At 59.8% G+C, this 18,225-nt stretch carries 9 protein-coding genes; 3 read left to right on the forward strand and 6 right to left on the reverse strand.

The window, feature by feature from the left end:
* Positions 1 to 4 precede the first annotated feature (4 nt).
* A complete protein-coding gene (locus tag ASTEX_RS17935; RefSeq protein ID WP_013481053.1) occupies positions 5 to 2,914 on the reverse strand; it encodes a glycoside hydrolase family 31 protein in 2,910 nt (969 codons plus the stop codon).
* Positions 2,915 to 3,110: 196 nt separating this feature from the next.
* Between ASTEX_RS17935 and ASTEX_RS17940 the strand changes: the two genes are divergently transcribed.
* Positions 3,111 to 4,691 (forward strand): alpha-N-arabinofuranosidase, encoded by a 1,581-nt coding sequence (locus tag ASTEX_RS17940; protein ID WP_013481054.1) that lies wholly within the window; start codon positions 3,111 to 3,113, stop codon positions 4,689 to 4,691.
* Positions 4,692 to 4,695: 4 nt separating this feature from the next.
* On the opposite strand, the gene ASTEX_RS17945 is transcribed toward ASTEX_RS17940, so the two are convergent.
* From ASTEX_RS17945 to ASTEX_RS17965, 5 genes are all read right to left on the reverse strand, one after another.
* Positions 4,696 to 5,613, reverse strand: coding sequence for a family 43 glycosylhydrolase (locus ASTEX_RS17945; protein ID WP_013481055.1), 918 nt, complete (start codon positions 5,611 to 5,613; stop codon positions 4,696 to 4,698).
* A gap of 8 nt (positions 5,614 to 5,621) precedes the next feature.
* Positions 5,622 to 8,048 (reverse strand): beta-galactosidase GalA, encoded by a 2,427-nt coding sequence (gene galA, locus ASTEX_RS17950; protein ID WP_013481056.1) that lies wholly within the window; start codon positions 8,046 to 8,048, stop codon positions 5,622 to 5,624.
* 144 nt (positions 8,049 to 8,192) lie between these two features.
* Positions 8,193 to 9,104, reverse strand: coding sequence for a glucosamine kinase nucleotide-binding domain-containing protein (locus ASTEX_RS17955; protein WP_013481057.1), 912 nt, complete (start codon positions 9,102 to 9,104; stop codon positions 8,193 to 8,195).
* Between the two features lie 45 nt (positions 9,105 to 9,149).
* Positions 9,150 to 10,268 carry an acyltransferase family protein gene (locus tag ASTEX_RS17960; RefSeq protein ID WP_013481058.1) on the reverse strand — a complete coding sequence of 373 codons (1,119 nt, stop codon included), beginning with the start codon at positions 10,266 to 10,268 and terminating at the stop codon, positions 9,150 to 9,152.
* The gene (locus tag ASTEX_RS17965; RefSeq protein WP_013481059.1) at positions 10,265 to 12,562 is read right to left on the reverse strand and encodes an alpha-N-acetylglucosaminidase; all 2,298 of its coding nucleotides are present in this window, start codon (positions 12,560 to 12,562) and stop codon (positions 10,265 to 10,267) included. Before ASTEX_RS17965 ends, ASTEX_RS17960 begins: the two co-directional genes overlap by 4 nt.
* 994 nt (positions 12,563 to 13,556) lie before the next feature.
* On the opposite strand from ASTEX_RS17965, the gene ASTEX_RS17970 reads away from it, so the two are divergent.
* Positions 13,557 to 16,568 (forward strand): TonB-dependent receptor, encoded by a 3,012-nt coding sequence (locus ASTEX_RS17970; RefSeq protein WP_013481060.1) that lies wholly within the window; start codon positions 13,557 to 13,559, stop codon positions 16,566 to 16,568.
* Between the two features lie 144 nt (positions 16,569 to 16,712).
* A complete protein-coding gene (locus ASTEX_RS17975) occupies positions 16,713 to 18,218 on the forward strand; it encodes a tryptophan halogenase family protein (RefSeq protein ID WP_013481061.1) in 1,506 nt (501 codons plus the stop codon).
* Positions 18,219 to 18,225 lie beyond the last annotated feature (7 nt).

Genomic DNA, 18,225 nt, shown 5'->3' on the forward strand with positions numbered 1-18,225 from the left:
TCGTTTAACCTTTGAAGCGGATAGCGACCTTTTGCCCGTCATAGAGGTGGCTGCGGGTCTGCGGCGGGTTTTGCCCGTCGATCAGAACAAAGCGAAGCGCGCGCTTTTGCGCCATGCCGGGGAAGCCTCCATGACGCGCGCCGACGCTTAGGGTCTGCGTCGCCTGCGACCAGTTCAGCGCGCAGGTGCAGTAGGCGCCCTTTTCATAGTCATAGGTTTCGTTGTCGTCCTCATAAAGCGTGAAAGCGGCATCGGCCCCGGCATAGATTCGGACCTCATAGGGCGCATCAGGTTGCTCGGTGGCGTACTGCATGACCGGCCCCAAAGGCAAGATCGACCCTTCGCGGATGTAAAACGGAAACACATTGAGCGGGGTTTCGCGCGTCAGGGTCTGACCGCCCGCCACCTTTTCACCGCTCCAGAAGTCGTACCAGCCGCTGCCCGCCGGGAGGTAGGTGTGCATGGTGAGGTCGGTGACCTTACGGCTTTCGGCCAAAGCGCGCAGATCGGCGGGCGTGCGCCACGCCAGACGCAGGGAGCGTCCGCCGGTCGCCTGGTAATATTCAATCTTGACCGCGACGGCCTGCCCCCGTTTCAGGGTGAGTTTGGTCCCTTTATAGCGCGCCGCGCCATTCGCCCAATCTTCGACCGCCAGCTTACCGTCTATAAACAGCCGATATCCGTCATCACCTTCTAGCCCCAGTTCAAACTCGCCGTCTTCGGGAACGATGATCTGCCCTTCCCAACGGGCGGAGAAGCTGTTGAGGCCGCTCAAACCGCCGGGCGCTTCGGCCAGAGGTGGCCCCGGCCAGGTGTGATCCAGTTTGACGTCGGTGACCTTGCCCTTCGGAGTTTCAAAATTCTCGCCTTCGAAATACTGCCCGGCTAGCCCCGGACGCCCGTCAGGTGTGCGCAGCGCCGATGCGGGTATGGTGGTCGCCGGTGGGTCCTGAAGATTATACATGGCGCGAGTTACCGGCTGCACCAGACAGGCCGGGCCGAACATGAAGGTGTCGTTGATGTCGTACACTCTCGGATCGTGCGGGAAGTCCATAGGAAGGGCGCGCATCAGCGTGTAGTGCGAGGAGGTCACCTGCCAGCTCAGGCTATAGATATAGGGTAGCAGGCGGTAGCGCAGATGCACGGCGTCAAGCAGCGCCGCGTAGACCGTGGGGTCCAGTGTTTTGAAGATATAGGGCTCGCGCTCAATACTGGTGCCATGCACGCGCATCAGGGGGTTGAATACTGCGAACTGGAACCAGCGGGCGAACAGCTCTCTGTAGGCCGGGTTCTTTTCACCGCCGGGGAAGGTGGTGACGAAGAAGCCGCCCGTATCCTGCGTCCAGTAGGGGTTGCCGGTGATGGTGACGTTGAGCCCACCCGAAATCTGTTCGGCAAAGGTCTTCCAGCTGGCAAAGATATCACCTGACCACGAGGTGGCCGCTGTGCGCTGTGCGCCGGCCCAGGCCGAGCGCGTCAGGGTCAGCACGCGCTTATTGCCAGTGGCCCGTTGCCCGTCGTAGGTGCCTTGCGTCGTCATCAGGGTGTAGGGGTTGAGGTAGCGCGTGAAATCGCCCATGGCGTTGACGCCAAGGCTTTTGATATCGGCCTCCACTTCGACCGCGTCCCAGCAGGCCGTGCCCACCTCGACCTCGGTGCCGTCCATCCACAGGGCATCGACGCCCTTGTCCAGCAAGCCATGCTTGATGTGTTTGAAATAGATCTGCCGGCCCTTGGCGCTGAAGGCGTCATAGATGCGCGCCTTTTTGGAGATCCAGTGGAGCGGCTTGAAGCGCAGGCCGTAGCTGTCGAGTTCTTTTGCGAGCGCCGTGTCGTTGCCGATGGATGGCCAGATGGAGATCATCAGCTTCAGGTGCAGATCATGGATTTTGCGGATCATGCCGTCGGGATCGGGGAAGCGTTCCTTGTCCCAGATCATGCCGCTCCAGCTACCGTCCTTATCGGAGCCCCAGTATTGCCAGTCTTGCACGATATAGTCGAGCGGGAAGCCCTCATTGCGGAAGGTCTCGGCCACTTCGACTAAGCGCTGCTGTGTCTGGTAGCGCTCCTTGCTCATGAACAGGCCGAAGGCCTGTTTCGGGTACATGGGCGCGGCCCCGGTCAGGGTCCGGTAGGCGGCGATGACCTTATCGGCGCTGCCGCCGCCCATGAAGTAGTAGTCGACGCCGCCCGGCGCGCTTTCAGCCCAAAGGGTAGCGCCATCAGCTTTGTCAGAAAACCGCATCTTTGAATAGGTGTCCCACAGGATGCCGTAGCCTTCGGAAGACACCATGACGGGGATGATGATGCCGGTATTGGTCTGCACCAGAAGGAGGTTCTGACCGCGGCGGTTCAGCGTCGCTTCGTTGACATAGCCAAAGCCATAAATGCCTTCGCCGGGTTTCAGGGTGAAGCTGTTTTCGACCTCATAGCTTTGAGCGTCCTGCAAGGTAACCGGGCGAATGGCCTGCGGTGACGTGGCGCGTTCGCGCGTGTAAAGGCGGCCATCGGCAGACAGGAAGCTCAGCGCGCCCGAAGCCTTGTCGATCTCGATGCTCAAGGCCGCGCTTTTAATGCGTAGGGCGGTCTTGCTGTCCTCGATCTGGAACGCGACGGATTTGGGGTGGCCGAGGATGACGATACTCTTGTTGGTCCAGTGATTTTTGCCGAGATGCGCGTTCACCCGCACGGTGGTGGGGCCATAGAACAGGACCGTCTTGGTGACGCCGTTTAGGTAAAACTGAACGCCTTCGCTCAGCCGCTGATACTGAAAACCTGACGCATTTGGCGCGGGGAGGCGGATCACATGCCCGTTGGTGTCGAGCGCGCTCAGCCCCTTGGCATGGGCGGCATGGGCCGCGGCCGCAAGGGAGGAACCGGTGAGGGCTGCAAAGGCCCGACGTGAGATGCGCATGATATCCTCCGGAAGTCTTGTTATTAGTCTGAGTATATTAAAACGAGTTTTGATGCGCGCTCAAGGTTTGATTTGGACCCAATACCGTTTTGCGAGCCGCGACGGCGACTGCAAATTGAATTGACAGACCACTTTCCTCAGGCCTACCAAATTGGTTGGCCAAATCAAGGCGTCATGGCTTTTTCCGGGCAGGGGTATGAGACACGATCTGAGCGTAAATATAAGACCCTGGCGCTATCTGGCGGGCATGGTTCTGAGTGGGTGCCTCCTGGCCGGGGCTGCGCTGGCCGAGCCATTTCGCGCCTCCGGAGTGGTGATGGCCGAACCATCGGGCCCGGTCATCAGCCGCTACATCTTCGGTCAGTTTTCCGAGCATCTGGGGCGTGGCATCTATGAGGGCATCTGGGTTGGACCGGACAGCCGCATCCCCAATGTGCGCGGCATCCGCAGCGATGTTGTGGGCGCGCTGAAAGCCATTCATGTGCCGGTTGTGCGCTGGCCCGGCGGCTGTTTTGCCGATGAATATAACTGGCGTGACGGCATTGGCCCGCGGTCCAAACGCCCGGCGCGTAAGAACAACTGGTGGGCCGGATCGCCCGAAACCAATGCCTTTGGTACGCATGAATATTTTGACTTTGTCGAGCAGATCGGAGCCGACGCATATGTGTCGATGAATGTCGGAGCCTCCACGCCGACCGAGATGCGCCAGTGGGTTGAATATATGACCTCGGAAGCGGAGGACACATTGGCGCAGGAGCGTCGGCGCAATGGTCGTGACAAGCCCTGGCCGGTCAAGTTCATCGGGATCGGCAACGAATACTGGGGCTGCGGTGGCAAGATGACGCCGCAGCAGTACGCGCGCGACTTCATGCGCTTTACTGCCTTCTACCATCCGCAGCCCGGTCAGGCGGCCACCCGGGTCGCCGTAGGGGCCAAGAATGGCTTGACCGGGTGGACCGACGCCGTGATGGCTGAGGCGCTGGAGAATATGGACGCGCTGTCCGTCCACTACTACACCTCGCCCACCGGCAATGTCGATGTGACAAAGCCCGCGACGGGGTTCGACGCACAGGACTGGGCAGATACCTTCGTGCAGACCCTGAAGATGGACGAGTATGTCTCCGCCCATTCCCGCGTGATGGACGCTCATGATCCACAAAAGCGCGTGGCGCTGTTTATCGATGAATGGGGCACCTGGTACACGGTCGAGCCGGGCACGGATCCCGGCCACCTCTATCAGCAGAACAGCCTGCGCGACGCTCTGGTCGCAGCAGTAAATTTCGACATCTTTATCCGTCATGCCGACCGGGTCCGCATGGCCAACATCGCCCAGACGGTCAATGTGCTGCAATCGCTCATCCTGACGCGCGGGCCGCAGATGGTGCTGACGCCAACCTACTACGCCTATCAGATGTACGTGCCGTTTCAGGAGGCCACTGCCCTGCCGCTGCGGCTGGCTGCCCCGGATATTAAGGTCGGTACCACCTGGATGCCGTCGCTCAGTGGAGTGGCGGCGCGCGCGACAAACGGCGACTATCTGGTGGCCCTGAGCAATCTGTCACCACACGACGCCGTGGAGATGCGTCTTGATCTGCGCGACCTGCATGTTCAGGCGATCAGTGCGCAAATACTGACGGCGGATGACATGGACGCCCACAATGATTTCGGACGCTCAGACACCGTAAAACCGCACACCTTTGACGAGGCGCGGCTCGAAAACGGGTATCTGGTTGTGATGCAGCCCGCTAAATCGCTCATTGTGCTTACCTTAAAGTAGGCGTTTAGGGCTTTACCTTGACCTCGCGGATCGTGCCATCGCGATTATAGCGCAGCGGCGCGATGCTTATGGAGCGCTTGTGGTCGCCGCCGCCGGGCAACAGGTTGTCGTGATAGAAGAACCATGGCTTACCCTTGAAGGTGAGGATCGCCTGATGGTTGGTCGAGATTTTCAGATAGTCAAAAATCACGCCGCGATAGGTGTAGGGCCCCATTGGCGTCTTTGAGGTTGCATAGACGATTTGCCCCGGCCAGCCGGTTGAAAAGCTGAAATAGTAGAGGCCCTTATGCTTGTGCAGGAACGGGGCCTCGCCGTACTTCTTCTTGGGGTCATCCGCCGGAAAGCCCTTTATGACCAGATTTTCGATCGGGCCGGCCAGCGAGGTCATATCGGCATTGAGCTTGACGATTTTGGGCACACGCGTGCCAAAGGTCAGGTAGGCCTGCCCGTCATCGTCGATCAGCACCTGCGGATCGATGGGTTCATCCCCGGCGTTGGCGTCGCGCGCCTTGTCGATCAGGGCGTCGCTGCGTGCGTCTTTGAATGGCCCGGCCGGGTTGTCGGCTACGGCCACGCCAATCTTATCGCCGCCCACGGGGGCGTAAAAATAGTATTTGCCGTTGCGATAGGCGGCTTCGGGGGCCCAGGCCTTGGCATCGGGGCGCGCCCACTTGAAGACAGTAACATCCAAAAACGCGCCGTCGTCGCGCCAGGTTTTCAGATCGTTCGATGTATAGAGACGCCAACTGGTCGAATCCCAGTATTTACCGGAATTGGAAGCATCATCCGTGGCATAGAGATAGACCTTGCCGTTGAACACGTGCGGTGACGGATCGGCATTGAAGCGGGTGCTGATCGGTTCTCCGGCAAGGGCCTGCGTCGCCATAAGCAGCAGGAGGGCGGCACTGATTTTAAAGGTCATGGTATCATCTATCGCGAAGTGAAGGTGAGGGAGGCAGCGGTCAGGCCTTCGGCGCGGGCCTGAAATGTGAAGCGTCCGCTGGTCTTAGTCGTCTGCACAATGGCCTGCGCATAGCCGTTAAACAAGCGGCGATAAGGGGCCTTGTCGGATTCGTGGCTGTTCGGATTGCCGTTGCCGACGCCGATCAGACGGCTCGGTCCGGTCAACGCAAACTGGATCAGATCGTCAGCCAGCGGCACGGGGGTGCCGACCTTGTCGACGGCGCTGACGCTAACCATCGCCACGTCCTGACCGTCAGCGCTCAGTTGCATCCGATCGGCGCTGAGTATCAGACGATGAGGCGCGCCGGCGGTCTTGCGTTCGGTCTTCATCACCACCTTGCCACGCTTATAGCCATAGGCGGTGAGGGTGCCCGGTGTAAACGGAACGGTCCATTCCAGATGCGAGTCGCGTCGCATCGTCTGGCGGCCCAGCGACTTGCTATTGAGGGATAGCTCGACCTCATCGCAGTTGGAATAGGCCCAGACCGAAACCGTCTCGCCTTCGCTCCAGTTCCAGTGCGGCAAAAGGTGCAGCACGGGTTCGTCCTGCCACCAGGCGCGGTAATAGTGATAGACGTCCTTGGGGAAGCCGCAACTGTCGAAGACGCCGAAATTGGAGGCGACCGAAGGCCACCAGTTAAACGGTGTCGGTTCGCCGCGATAGTCGAACCCGGTCCAGATAAAGCCGCCCAGCAGGTAAGGTTTTGAATTATAGAGGCTCCACCAGCTTTCCGCCGTCGCGCCCCAATAGGGGTGTTCGGTATCGAAGGCCGCCACGACCTGCCGTTTGGCGTCGGTCTTGTATTCGCCGCGGGTGGACACAGCGCTGGCGGTCTCGGTGCCGATGATGGGCATGTCAGGGAAGCGCGTGCGGAAGGGCTCGATTTGGGCTTCGTGATAGTTGAAGCCTATGACGTCCAGCGCCGTTGTTATGCCGTCGCCAAAGCCCTTGTTCATAGCGGCATTGACCTTGCGCGTCGGGTCAAGCTCACGGATGCGCCGCGCCATGCTTTTTGCCACCTTCAGGCCGCGCGCTGTCATTTGCTGCGGTTCCTCATTGCCGATGGACCACAGGATGACGCTGGGGTGATTGCGGTCGCGGCGGATCAGGGCCTCAAGCTCGCTCAGGCCCTGACGGCTGGAGGTCATCTGGCGCGCTTCGTCGATGACCAGAAGCCCAAGTTCGTCACAGGCATCGAGCAGTTCCGGCGTCGGCGGATTGTGGGAGGTGCGATAGGCGTTGGATCCCAGACTTTTGAGTTGTTTCAGACGCCACACCTGAAGCGCATCCGGGATGGCCGCGCCGACTCCGGCATGGTCCTGATGGTTATTGGTGCCCTTGATCTTGAGGGGTTTACCATTGAGGAAGAAGCCCTCTTGGGCATCAAAACGCAGGTCGCGCAGACCGAAACGCAGCGTGTAAAGATCGCGGGTCGCCTCCGTGGTCACCTCCACCCGCAGCGTGTAAAGATAGGGGCTTTCGATGGACCATAGGCGCGGCTGTGGCAGGGTCAGGCGCACCTCGCGGGTCGCCCGGGACTGCGCCGCCAGTTCGACCGTCTGGCGTGTCGTGGCGACCGCGGTGCCATCCCTGTCCAGTGCAGTGACATCGAGCGTGGTGACGCGTCGCGCGTCGCTGCGGTTGACGAGATCGACCGAAGCTTCGACCATGCCGTTCGTCTTCGGCCGAACAAACACGCCCCATTGCGGCACATGCACGGGGTCGGCCTTGACCAGCCATACGTGGCGATAGATGCCGGCCCCTTCGTAGAACCACCCTTCACCATAGGAGGCATCGACGCGCACCAGCAGCACATTGGGCGTGTCGTCGGTATTGATAAAATCGCTAATATCAACGCTGAAAGAGGTGTAGCCGCTGTCGTGCCGCTCCAGCACATAGCCGTTAAAAATGATGGTGGCGTCACGGAATACGCCATCGAACTCCAACCACAGACAGCGGGCCGCATCGGCCTTGTCGAGTGTGATCAGACGGCGATACCAGCCGACCGAGGTTTCCGGAAACTTGCGCCCGATCGGCTTATAGCCGTGTGCGGCGGCGTAGTCCTCATCGTCCTTGTCCGCCGGATTGCGGCGATAGTCTTCATTGTTAACGAAGGGCAGTTCGACCGCCCAGTCGTGCGGCAGGATGACGGGCCGCCAGGTGGAATCGTCGTAATCGGCCGCGTCGGGCTTGGCACCGCTGCGGCCCTGCTTGGCGAGGGTACGCTGATTGGCACCGAAGCCGAAATCGCGTTCCAGATCTTCGGCATGACCGAAGTGAAAGCGCCAGTCGTCCTCAAGGCGCAGACGCTGACGCGGGCTGTTTGGCTCTGGGGCGGCCGTCGCGGCCGGGGTCAGAGTGGTGGCCATGCCGAGGACAGGGAGGCTGGCCATTACGGAGCGTCGGTTGGGTGTCATCGGTCACGCAATCATAAAAGAGGCGCACCCTCTCAAAAGTCCGGAATTTGGAGAGGATGCGCCCAGTTGCCGAAGCCGGCACACGCTTTGTCCGGCGTTTCGGGGAGGACGGTAATCAGATCAGACGAGGATCTTGCCGGGCGAGGCCAGACCGTTGCTGGCCCCTCTGGCCAAAAGGATCGCCCCTTCGACGGCGTCCTGTTCCGGCTCGCTGAGGAGCGCCGCGTCACGCGTCGAAAGCCAGGGGCGGATTGGCTCACCCAGACCGCCAACCAGAGCGATGCGTTTAGCCCCCAGATGGTGCAGTCGCCGCAGATAAAGCCCGATATCTTCGGCCACCCCGCGCACCAGTGCCGTGGCGACCAGATCGCCCTTCTCGGCATAGGCCATGATGGTGGGGGCCATAGCGCCGTAGTCACTGGGTGTGGCTGTGGTGACAAAGGCGATCACGTCGGCGGGTTGCCCGCCAAACGAGGCGATCATTTCGCGCGTGAAGTCGGTTGCCGGGGCGATCTTGTCAAAGCCGCGCAGCGCCGCCCTGAGGGCCGCCCGGCCAAGCCCTGCCGCTGAACCGTCATCGCCGACTTCGAAGCCCCAGCCGCCGATCCCGTGACCCACGCCGTCGCTGAGAATATAGCCTGCGCTGCCCGTGCCGCAGATCTGAATAGCGCCGTCCTTGCCCGAAAAGGCCCCCAGACAGGCGGCGTGCGCGTCGCTGGCCACCGAGATTGCGCCGAAATCCGGGCCGGCATCGACTGTCACCTGCGCACTGGTGGCCGAGGTGACCCCGGCTAGGCCCAGCCCGATATGGATGTCGGGCAGGTCGGCATGGGTGAGCTGCGCCTGCGACAGGGCCTCATCGACGGCGGCCATGATGTTGCGCCACACGAGCCCCAAACCCAGACGGATATTGCCCGCCCCGCCAAAGCCTTCGCCCAGCACCTGCCCGGCGCGGTTACGCAGGCGCGCCCGGCAGCGCGTGCCGCCGCCATCAACGCCGATATAGTAGAGGGGAGGGATAATGTCGCTCATGATAGTCACGCTAATAACAGAGACAGGACGGTCCGGTTGCCCGGATCAGAGTTTGATAATGAGGTGTTTGCGGTCCATCCACCAGCCCAGAGCCCAGCAGATCAGCATGTAACACATGGCGCAGGCCAGTGCGCCCCACGAACCTGTCAACGGCGTCTGGAACACGTGCAGGCCGATCAGGTCGTAAAGCCCATGGCCGTCGGCGTTCTTAAAGGTTTGCAGGACTGTGACCAAAAGTTCTGAGAACAGATAGATGACCAGGGGATTGCGCCCGAAGGTCTCAAAGAAGCCCAGACCCTCGCGCCGCTCGGCCAGATCGACATAGGCGATGATGCCGGACAGGATCAGGCAGTCGAGCCCGATGGTCAGCACCGCAAAGGACGACGTCCACAGGCGCTTGGAGAAGGGGAAGCCAAAACTCCACACCAGAGCCGCCGCAACCAGCGCAAGCCCGGCCCCACTGAGGATCATGACGGTGCGCCGACGGTCCTCGCTGTCGAGAATCAGACGGCCGCACAGATAGCCGGCCAGCACATTGACAATAGCGGGAAGTGTCGAGAGCAGGCCTTCGGGCTCATAACCCTTGGCCCCGCCGCGGTACATGTGGTCAAGGCCCAGCACGAACTGGTCGATTTTCGCTCCCAGATTGCCCGTCATGGTGAGCGCGTCGGCGGCCGGTGTGAAGGCGTAGAGCAGTCCCCAATAGCCGAACAGCAGCAGCGCACTCAATATCACCAGACCGCGCACTGACAGATATCGCGCCGCCAGCGACGCAAACAGGTAACAGAGCGCGATACGCTGAAGCACACCCATGATGCGCGTATGGCCGATGTCGTTGAAGGCCCATGCCCCGTCTGTCGTCTGATGCACGAAGGGGAACCAGTACATCAGATAACCCAGCAGGAAGATCAGGGCTGAGCGTCTCAGCACCTTCAGCAGAAACTCTTTGTGCGGCAGAGGCTTGCGGAAGGCGAAGACCATCGAGTTGCCGATGGCAAACAGAAACGAGGGAAAGACCAGATCGGTCAGGGTAAAGCCGAACCACTGCGCGTGCTGAAGCTGCGCAAACGGCTCCGCCCCGGCGGGCGAGGTGTTCACCACGATCATGACGCAGACCGTCAGGCCACGAAACACGTCAAGGGCGGTGTAGCGGGCGGCGCTCATGTCTTGGCCCCTAGGTGCGCAACCAGAGCCCGGGCGGCGTTGAGCGGCTGTTTCGGCGCGTGGCGCTTGAAGGCTATATCGGCCCTGACCCACGCCTGCTCCCAGTCGATCAGTTCGCGCGTAAAGGTCTTCTGATCGAAAGGCGCGCCTCCGCTTGCCGAGGCGCGCAAGGCGGCCAGAAGCTTCATCCAGCGCGGCAGGTAGAAGTCTTTGTAGAGCCCCTGCCACGCCTTCGAAGCATAGTCGTTGAGATTGCCCTTGCCACCCCATACTGTGACCTGCGCCTTGGCGTTCATCACATAGTAAGCCTTTTCTTCAGACGTATCGCCATAGGCGCTCGCCTCATCGATCCAGCTGGCCAGCGTGTCGGGCTGCGCCCCCATCAGCGTATCGACCTGCGTGACCAGCGCGATGACCTCTTCGCGCAAGCCGTCGCCGGTTTTCACATCGCCCGACTTATAGGCCTTCATGGCGGCGATCAGACGGTCGTCGATCTCTTCGGAGACCAGATGACGCACGGCATCAATTACGTCGTGGCGATAAAGCGCCGAGCCTCCAAAACCTTTCAGCGAGAGAAGGGCATCAATCGCGCGGCGTAGTTTTTTGCGGTCGCCCGGGTGGCCCTCGAACTCGACCATATCTGCCGTCGGGCGTTTGCACAGGAGGTAGGCCCCAGCCTTGCTGCGCCACCAGCGCGGCGACCAGTAGCGCGTCGAAAACGCCGCCTCGACATAGGTGCTCCATGCCAAAATAAGCGCGGGCGTCACCTGACCATATCGGCTTTTCAGGTAGGTGGTGAGCCATTCGGTCACCGTTTGATTGGCCTGACCCCAGGCCAGATCATAGGCGTATTCATAGACGATGGAGTTGTTGTGCAGACCTTCGGGGAAGAGGCCGAAGCCCTTGAGGTCGCCCGTGTCCTTGCGTGCCAGAAGGCCCCGGATGTCGTCGCGGTAGAAGCCGAGATCCCCATAGACGGGGTTTGACGCGCCGTAATTGTGCACATAGCCGTAAATCCACGGCTTGCCCTGAAAGGCGTTGCTCGATTGCCAAACGCCGGGGTAGCGGTCATTACCGATATCAAGGATCATCAGCTTATCCTGCGGCACGTCGCGCAGGAAAGCCCCGATGGCGTCGGGCGTCCAGAAGTGCTTGTCTGCGCCGAACAGCCAGCCCTGCATGGTCCACACGGCATCGGGCCGCGCCTGACGGATGGAATCATAGATGGCTTTGCCATAGGCGGCGAGTCGCTCAGCTTTCACCGCCGGATCGACGACGGTCTCTGTTTCCTTCGTGTTCGCGGTTGAGTCGCCGTACTTGGCGTTCTTGACGTCCGAACCGTCGTGTGAGATCGGCGGCAGCATCTCGTTGAAGGAATCGGCCAGATAGTAGCGGCCTTCGCCATAGGTCTCAGTGTAGAGGGCGATGAAACGCGCGGCGATCTTCGCAAACAATGGATCGGCCGGATCGAGCCAGTAGGTCTCATGGAAGCCTTCCCACGGACGCATGGGATAGATGCGCGCCTGCGGGTGCTTCTGTGCAAAGGCCTTGGGCACATAGCCGCCAAAGGCCGGAAGGATGGGCGTCATGCCCAGTTCTTTCATGCGGCCCAGAATGCGGCTCTGTAACTTGTGTTTCTTCTGGATCCACGCCTGCGGAACGGGCGCCAGATAGCCCTCGATGTTGCCCATACGGTGCCAGGGCGTGAAGGCGGGGCCTGAAAAATAGTCAGACAGTTCGGCGTCGTTCAGGCCCAGCTCGCGCCATAGAGCCTGCCAGACATATTCCTGTCCTTCCATAGCCAGCGGCATGTCGATGCCGTGAAGCGCCATCCAGTCCAGTTCGCGCTCCCAGCGCGCCCAGTCCCAAAAGGGCGTCGTATACCCAAAGGTGCAGGTATTCATATAAACCCGGTGCGCGAACGGGCTTTCGACCTTTGTTCCACTGGCGTTCGGCAGGCGCGTAGGCAGGGCAACGCGGTTGCCTTCCCAGCTCAGGTTCGCCGCCCCTGCGCTTTTGAGGTAGCTATAAGCACCGTGGGTCAGGGCCACCGGTGAGTTGCCTGCGATGGTGACGCTAGCGCCTGTGCTTTTGGCCGCGTACCACGGAGTGGTGCCGGAAGCATCCAGCGTCAGACGCACACGCGCCGCTTCCCTGCCCAGAAGGCGCCTAAGCACACCCTCAGCGGCGGAGGTCGTGGTGGCTTCGGCGCGCGCCACAGGCATCATGAGGCCCAGCGCGGTCGCCGTGGCCATTGAGGTTGAAAGGAACGTCCGGCGGCTAAGTGCGGGCATTGCAGGGTCTCAACGGAGGAAGGAACGCGAACAGCAACTGACCTTGATTACGCTGCCTTATGGGAAACAAAAGGTGAATGACAGGCCGGATTTACTGCTGAGCCGAAGAAATATCGCATTTAATATTTGATTCAGCCCGATAATTCTGTGCCGCCGGGTGAGGGTGGCTATGAGAGTAGTCTATGCGTCAAAAAATTGGCCTGTCAATTTTTTATATCAAAACTGTGTCGCTTTTTTCCGTGCAGATAACTGCGACACAACCGGCGTGGTTGGCGATTAGGATTCTAAAATATTGTTATGAATGTATTTTTATAGAACCAGTCTGCACCCTAATGGGTTGCAATGGCTCTGCTCCTTGCGCGGCATGCCGGTTAACCGGGAGCGCATACGTCTGGCGACTCAGCGGCTAACCGCTCAGGACGGCGCTTTGGCGGGCCAATATTGGTTTGACCTATCCGAGTGAAAGGCAAACGCTTGCCGCCCAAACATTGGCAAACCAAACCGTTTTGAGCGATTTGTATACCGTGGATATTTTTGCTTGTGTCATATATGAGACACCGTTTCGTCAAATTCGTAATTTGGTTGACCTCTTATTTGTGGTCGCAAAAAACTTAAATATCTGAAAAACTTTAATTAAAAAAATTGGTAGCGGAACCATTTCGCAATTGCGGCCAAATTGGCGCGCAAAAATCGTTTATGTCAGACAGATTACAAATTGACAGGCCAATTATTCGGCGCATATTCACCCTCGATTGACGCCGGTGGCTCATTAAGTTGTCCCTCAGGTGTCGTCAATAAGACGATAGAAAAAGCAGAAAATGCTTAAGTTGAGTAAGCCGCGACTTTAAAGTCTGTGTTGCGTGCAGGGATGTTAACAAGGTCTGAATCCGGTCCTTTACCTTGCGCCAAACACAGAAAAAGGCCGCGGGATGGAATTGCACCAAGGTCATGCCGCTCAGTTGAGTAAGGCCAGATATCCCAGGAGAAGTTAGAGATGAAATTGCGGTCATACGCGAGGGGGACGAAATCCATCCTTCTTGGCGCCACCATGCTGATGGGTTGCGGTGCCGCCGTCGCGCAAGCGCAGGATGCCGCGAAGGACGCGGCTGAGCCGGAAGTGGTCGTCGTTACGGGTCTGAAAAAGAGCTATGCTGACGCCGTTCGTGCCAAGCGCAACAATATTGAAATCACCGACGGTATTTCATCGGACGGTCTGGGTCGCTTCCCCGACCTGAACGTGGGTGAGGCGCTGCAACGCATTCCTGGTGTTCAGATCAACCGCGAAGCGGAAGGCCGTAACGCCACCATCAACGTGCGCGGCATGCCGGGCTCCTACGCCCGCACGACGCTGAACGGGGTGGCCTTCGCTGCGCCGCCGTCGCTTGCTAATGATCAGGGCGCACCGCTGGGTGCCTTCAACTCCGACATCTTTTCGGCCTTCGTGATCGAAAAGTCTCCGATGGCCAATGCCCAGTCGGGCGGCCTGTCGGGCAATGTGGATATGCAGATCGCCGGCGCCCTGTCGCGCTCTGAAGGTGGTCTGTTCAAGGCCGCTATGGAATATAACGAACTGGGCGGCATGACGGCCCCGGCTTTCACGCTGGGCTACAACAAGCGCCTGAGCAGCGATCTGGCGGTGTTTGGTACGGTCGCGTATAAAAAAGAGAACTTCCGTCGCGATACGCTGCGCTTTAACGGCTACAGCCGCCTGACACCGGGCCTGACTGGCCTGTCGCAATCGCAGTTTGCTGCCACCTACGGTGATTATTATTCGGCGACGGCCTGCCCGTCTTCGGGTTCGTTCTGCCGCACGCTGAATGACGCGGTCGGGGCCACAACCGGGCAGAATTTCAACACGGCAACCACGGGTTCGAAGGGCAATACCGGCGTTTATGCGCTGGACGCCATACGTCAATACACCCGCGAAAACATCGGTGAGCTGTGGACTGCGACGGGCGGCATCGAATGGAAGCCGAACGAAAACACCAAGGTGGGTCTGATCGGTTACTATAGCCAGCGCGATCTGCCGAAGACGACGCAATACTTCCTTATCAACGCTGTGTGGGACGGTGCGGGCACCATCACGCCGTCGGGCACGCCGGTTCAGACCTCGGATGGCCGCTGGCTTTATCAGACGGCCGACTACGCCAACTTCCCGGCCAAGTCGTCCACCCGTCTCTACTCGCAAAAGCAGGAGTCGGAGGGTTTTGTCGGTAACCTCGACTGGTCGAACGAAGACTGGAAGGTTTCTGCCATTGTTGCCGGCTCGAAGGGCGCCAACCAGTCTCTGGAAACCGAACTGGATCTGCAAACCAACCCGGTCACCGGAGGCAACGGCATCACCGGCCGACTGACGACCGGTTTCGGTGATCTGGACGGCTTCAGCTACACCGTCAACCCCACTCCGCAAAACGTAATCTTCAACACGGGCTGGATCTGGGGTGCCAGTTCCGATCCTGAGGGCTACAACACCGCCGATGGCAAATATTATCTGAACATCTCCGGTTCGGAAAGCTTTGCCGAACAGACCGTTACCTCGGCGCAGGTCGATGTTGAGCGCTTCGTAAACTTCGGCCCGATCACCAGCGTCAAGGGTGGCCTGCGTCTTGAAAAGAATGAGTTCAAGTCGTGGGGCTTCCGCAACATGGCCTACGGGGCGAAGCTGCAAAACATCACGCAGGACATGGTCTATACGCCGTCCTTCGTGGACGACTTCATGAACGGCAATGCCTCGATCAGCAAAAACTGGCAAGTCATCGATGCTGAGCGCTTCATCGCCGCGGTTACGCCGGTAGACATCTACACCCCGTCGGGCGGCGGTCTGACGACGCGCGGCTTCAACATCCTGTATAAGGATGGTGCGTTTGCCGATAACAACTATCGTACCCAGAACAACCTGACCCAGGCCTATATCCAGTTCAAGTACGAAACCCAGCTTCTGGGCACCCGTGTCCGCGGTAACTTCGGTACCCGTTACGAAGGTACGGAAAATACAATCGACTCGCTCGACACCTACCGTAACTTCACGGGCGCCGTTGGCTCTCTGTCGGACTTCAAGTGGCAGCGTCTGGAAAACAAGTATCACTACTGGCTGCCGTCGGCGATCTTCGTCGCAGACGTCCGTGATGACCTGATCGTGCGTGGGGCCTATTATAAGACCTACGTCCGTCCGCAGGACCGTCAGTTCTCGCCCGTGACACGTATCGGCGAGCCTGTGGTTAACTCGCAGCTCTCTACGCCGACCCAGACGATCCGCAATGCCTCGGTTCGCATTGGTAATAACAAGCTGCGTCCGTATCTGGCTGACTCCTACGATCTGTCGCTGGAATGGTATAACCGTCCGAACGGCGTGATCTCGCTGGCCTACTTCAAGAAGGTCATCACGGGTCGCATCGTCGGCACGTCGGATCCGGCGATCCTCTGTCCGGCTGATGGGTCTAACTGGGGCTTTGGTCCGCTGTCGTGGGATGGCCAGAACTGTACTGCGACCAGCCAGAGCACGGCGACCAACGTCCTGCGCATCGGGGCTTCGGGGGCCTACAACCTCGACAGCGACACGACCGTGGACGGGCTTGAGTTCAACATCCAGCAGAACTTCGACTTCCTGCCGGGCTTCTGGAAGAACTTTGGCGGTAACTTCAACTATGCCTACACCAAGTCGAAGAGCCCGGCTATCGCGCCCTTCCCCGGTATATCGAAGCACGCGGCCAACGCCATCCTGTACTACGAAACTCCGAAGTACGGCGTCCGCGCGGTTTATAACTACCGCACCGACTATCCTCTGAACGCTAACGGCACCTATACGGGTGGCGCGCGTTCGGTGAAGGAACGCGGTCAGTTGGACCTGTCGGCCTCGTACAACATCACGGATCGCTTCACCATCTCGCTGGATGCCTACAACATCACCGACGAGAAGCGCTACGAGTACGAAAACGATACCCGCTTCGTGCGCTGGATCGATTATGACGGCCGTACCTTCACCCTCACGGGTCGTGCGACCTTCTAAGCCTCCTGCGGGTTCCCGTTCGCGGGAACCCGTTCCGACCGTATCCAGAGCGCTCCCCCTCCTGAAAATAGCTCTGGATGCGGGCCTCGATGCCTGACAAGTAATTTGTCAGGCATCTTTTTTTCCAGATAACGGGATGGGGACATGTCCCAGAAAATAAGACACGTGGTCATTGCGGGCGGTGGCACAGCGGGGTGGATGACCGCTGCATGGTTTGCGCGACTGCTTAAGGATGACGTAGATACTATCACGCTGGTTGAAAGCGAAGAGATTTCGACCATCGGCGTGGGCGAGGCGACGACCCCCTATATTCGCGTCTTCAATCAGGTATTGGACATCGACGAGCACGCCTTTCTCAAGTCGACCTATGGTACCTACAAGCTGGGGATCGAGTTTGTCGATTGGGGGGCCATCAATAACCGCTATGTCCACCCGTTCGGGCCTTTCGGCCGTGAATTCGGCGCGCTGCCGTTTCATTCGGTCTGGCTGCGCCACGCCCTGAGTGATCGCAACGCGTCGCTCGACGCCTATAATCTTCAGGCGTTGGCGGCCAAAGCCGGCAAATTCATGCCGCCCGCCGGGGCCAATTCACCGCTGGCTGAAATCAGCTATGCCTATCATTTCGACGCGAGCCATTATGCCGCCTTCCTGCGCCAGATGTCTGAGGCCGAAGGGGTGCGCCGCGTCGAAGGCCGCATAGAACACGTCGATCTGGATGAGCGAGGCTTTATTAGCGGTCTGCGTCTGAACGGTGAGCGCCTGATCGAGGGCGACCTGTTTATCGACTGTACCGGTTTCCGCTCGCTGTTGCTGGGTGAAGCGCTGGGTGTCGGCTTTGAAGACTGGTCGCGCTGGCTGCCGTGCGACCGCGCGCTGGCTGTTCCTAGCCGCTCGACCGAGCCGCCCGTGCCCTATACCCGTTCGACCGCACACAGTGCCGGCTGGCGCTGGCGCATCCCGTTGCAGCACCGCGTCGGCAATGGCAGCGTCTTTTGCAGCCAGTTCATGGACGAGGAGACGGCGCGCGAGAACCTTCTGGCCAATCTCGACGGGGAGCCTCTGGCCGAGCCGCGCGCCATCCGTTTCCAGACGGGCCGCCGGCAAAAGTTCTGGGAAAAGAACTGCGTCGCCATCGGCCTGTCGTCGGGTTTTCTGGAGCCGCTCGAATCGACCTCAATCATGCTGATCCAAAACGGCATTGCGCGCTTGCAGTATCTGTTCCCCGATCGCGACTTCCATCAGGCCGATATCGACACCTACAATGCCGATCTGACGCGCGAATATGAGGAGGTCCGCGACTTCCTCATCCTCCATTATTACGTAGGGTCACGTTGTGACAGCGACTTCTGGCGCTATTGCCGCGACATGTCGGTGCCGGACGCCCTGACGCAGCGGCTCAATCTGTTCCGTAGTCGCGGCCGCATCCCGCAGGAGCGTGGCGAGCAGTTCCGTACCGGCAACTGGCTCGCGGTGATGTGGGGGCAGGGCCTGCGCCCGGCCGCACCCGATCCGCTGGTGCTCAGCATTCCTGAGGAGCGTTCGGAAACCTGGCTACGCCAGACGCGCGACGTAATTGCCGCCTGCCGCGACCGGATGCCGCCGCACGAGGACTATATTCGCCATTTCTGCGCGGCCACTATTTCAGCTTAAGGACCCA

This window comes from Asticcacaulis excentricus CB 48, assembly GCF_000175215.2.
GTDB lineage: Bacteria > Pseudomonadota > Alphaproteobacteria > Caulobacterales > Caulobacteraceae > Asticcacaulis > Asticcacaulis excentricus.

Excerpts from the sequence above, each read along its gene's own strand:
- ASTEX_RS17935 (WP_013481053.1), bottom strand. The coding sequence starts at position 2,914 with ATGCGCATCTCACGTCGGGCCTTTGCAGCCCTCACCGGTTCCTCCCTT.
- ASTEX_RS17940 (WP_013481054.1), top strand. The coding sequence starts at position 3,111 with ATGAGACACGATCTGAGCGTAAATATAAGACCCTGGCGCTATCTGGCG.
- ASTEX_RS17945 (WP_013481055.1), bottom strand. The coding sequence starts at position 5,613 with ATGACCTTTAAAATCAGTGCCGCCCTCCTGCTGCTTATGGCGACGCAG.
- galA (WP_013481056.1), bottom strand. The coding sequence starts at position 8,048 with ATGGCCAGCCTCCCTGTCCTCGGCATGGCCACCACTCTGACCCCGGCC.
- ASTEX_RS17955 (WP_013481057.1), bottom strand. The coding sequence starts at position 9,104 with ATGAGCGACATTATCCCTCCCCTCTACTATATCGGCGTTGATGGCGGC.
- ASTEX_RS17960 (WP_013481058.1), bottom strand. The coding sequence starts at position 10,268 with ATGAGCGCCGCCCGCTACACCGCCCTTGACGTGTTTCGTGGCCTGACG.
- ASTEX_RS17965 (WP_013481059.1), bottom strand. The coding sequence starts at position 12,562 with ATGCCCGCACTTAGCCGCCGGACGTTCCTTTCAACCTCAATGGCCACG.
- ASTEX_RS17970 (WP_013481060.1), top strand. The coding sequence starts at position 13,557 with ATGAAATTGCGGTCATACGCGAGGGGGACGAAATCCATCCTTCTTGGC.
- ASTEX_RS17975 (WP_013481061.1), top strand. The coding sequence starts at position 16,713 with ATGTCCCAGAAAATAAGACACGTGGTCATTGCGGGCGGTGGCACAGCG.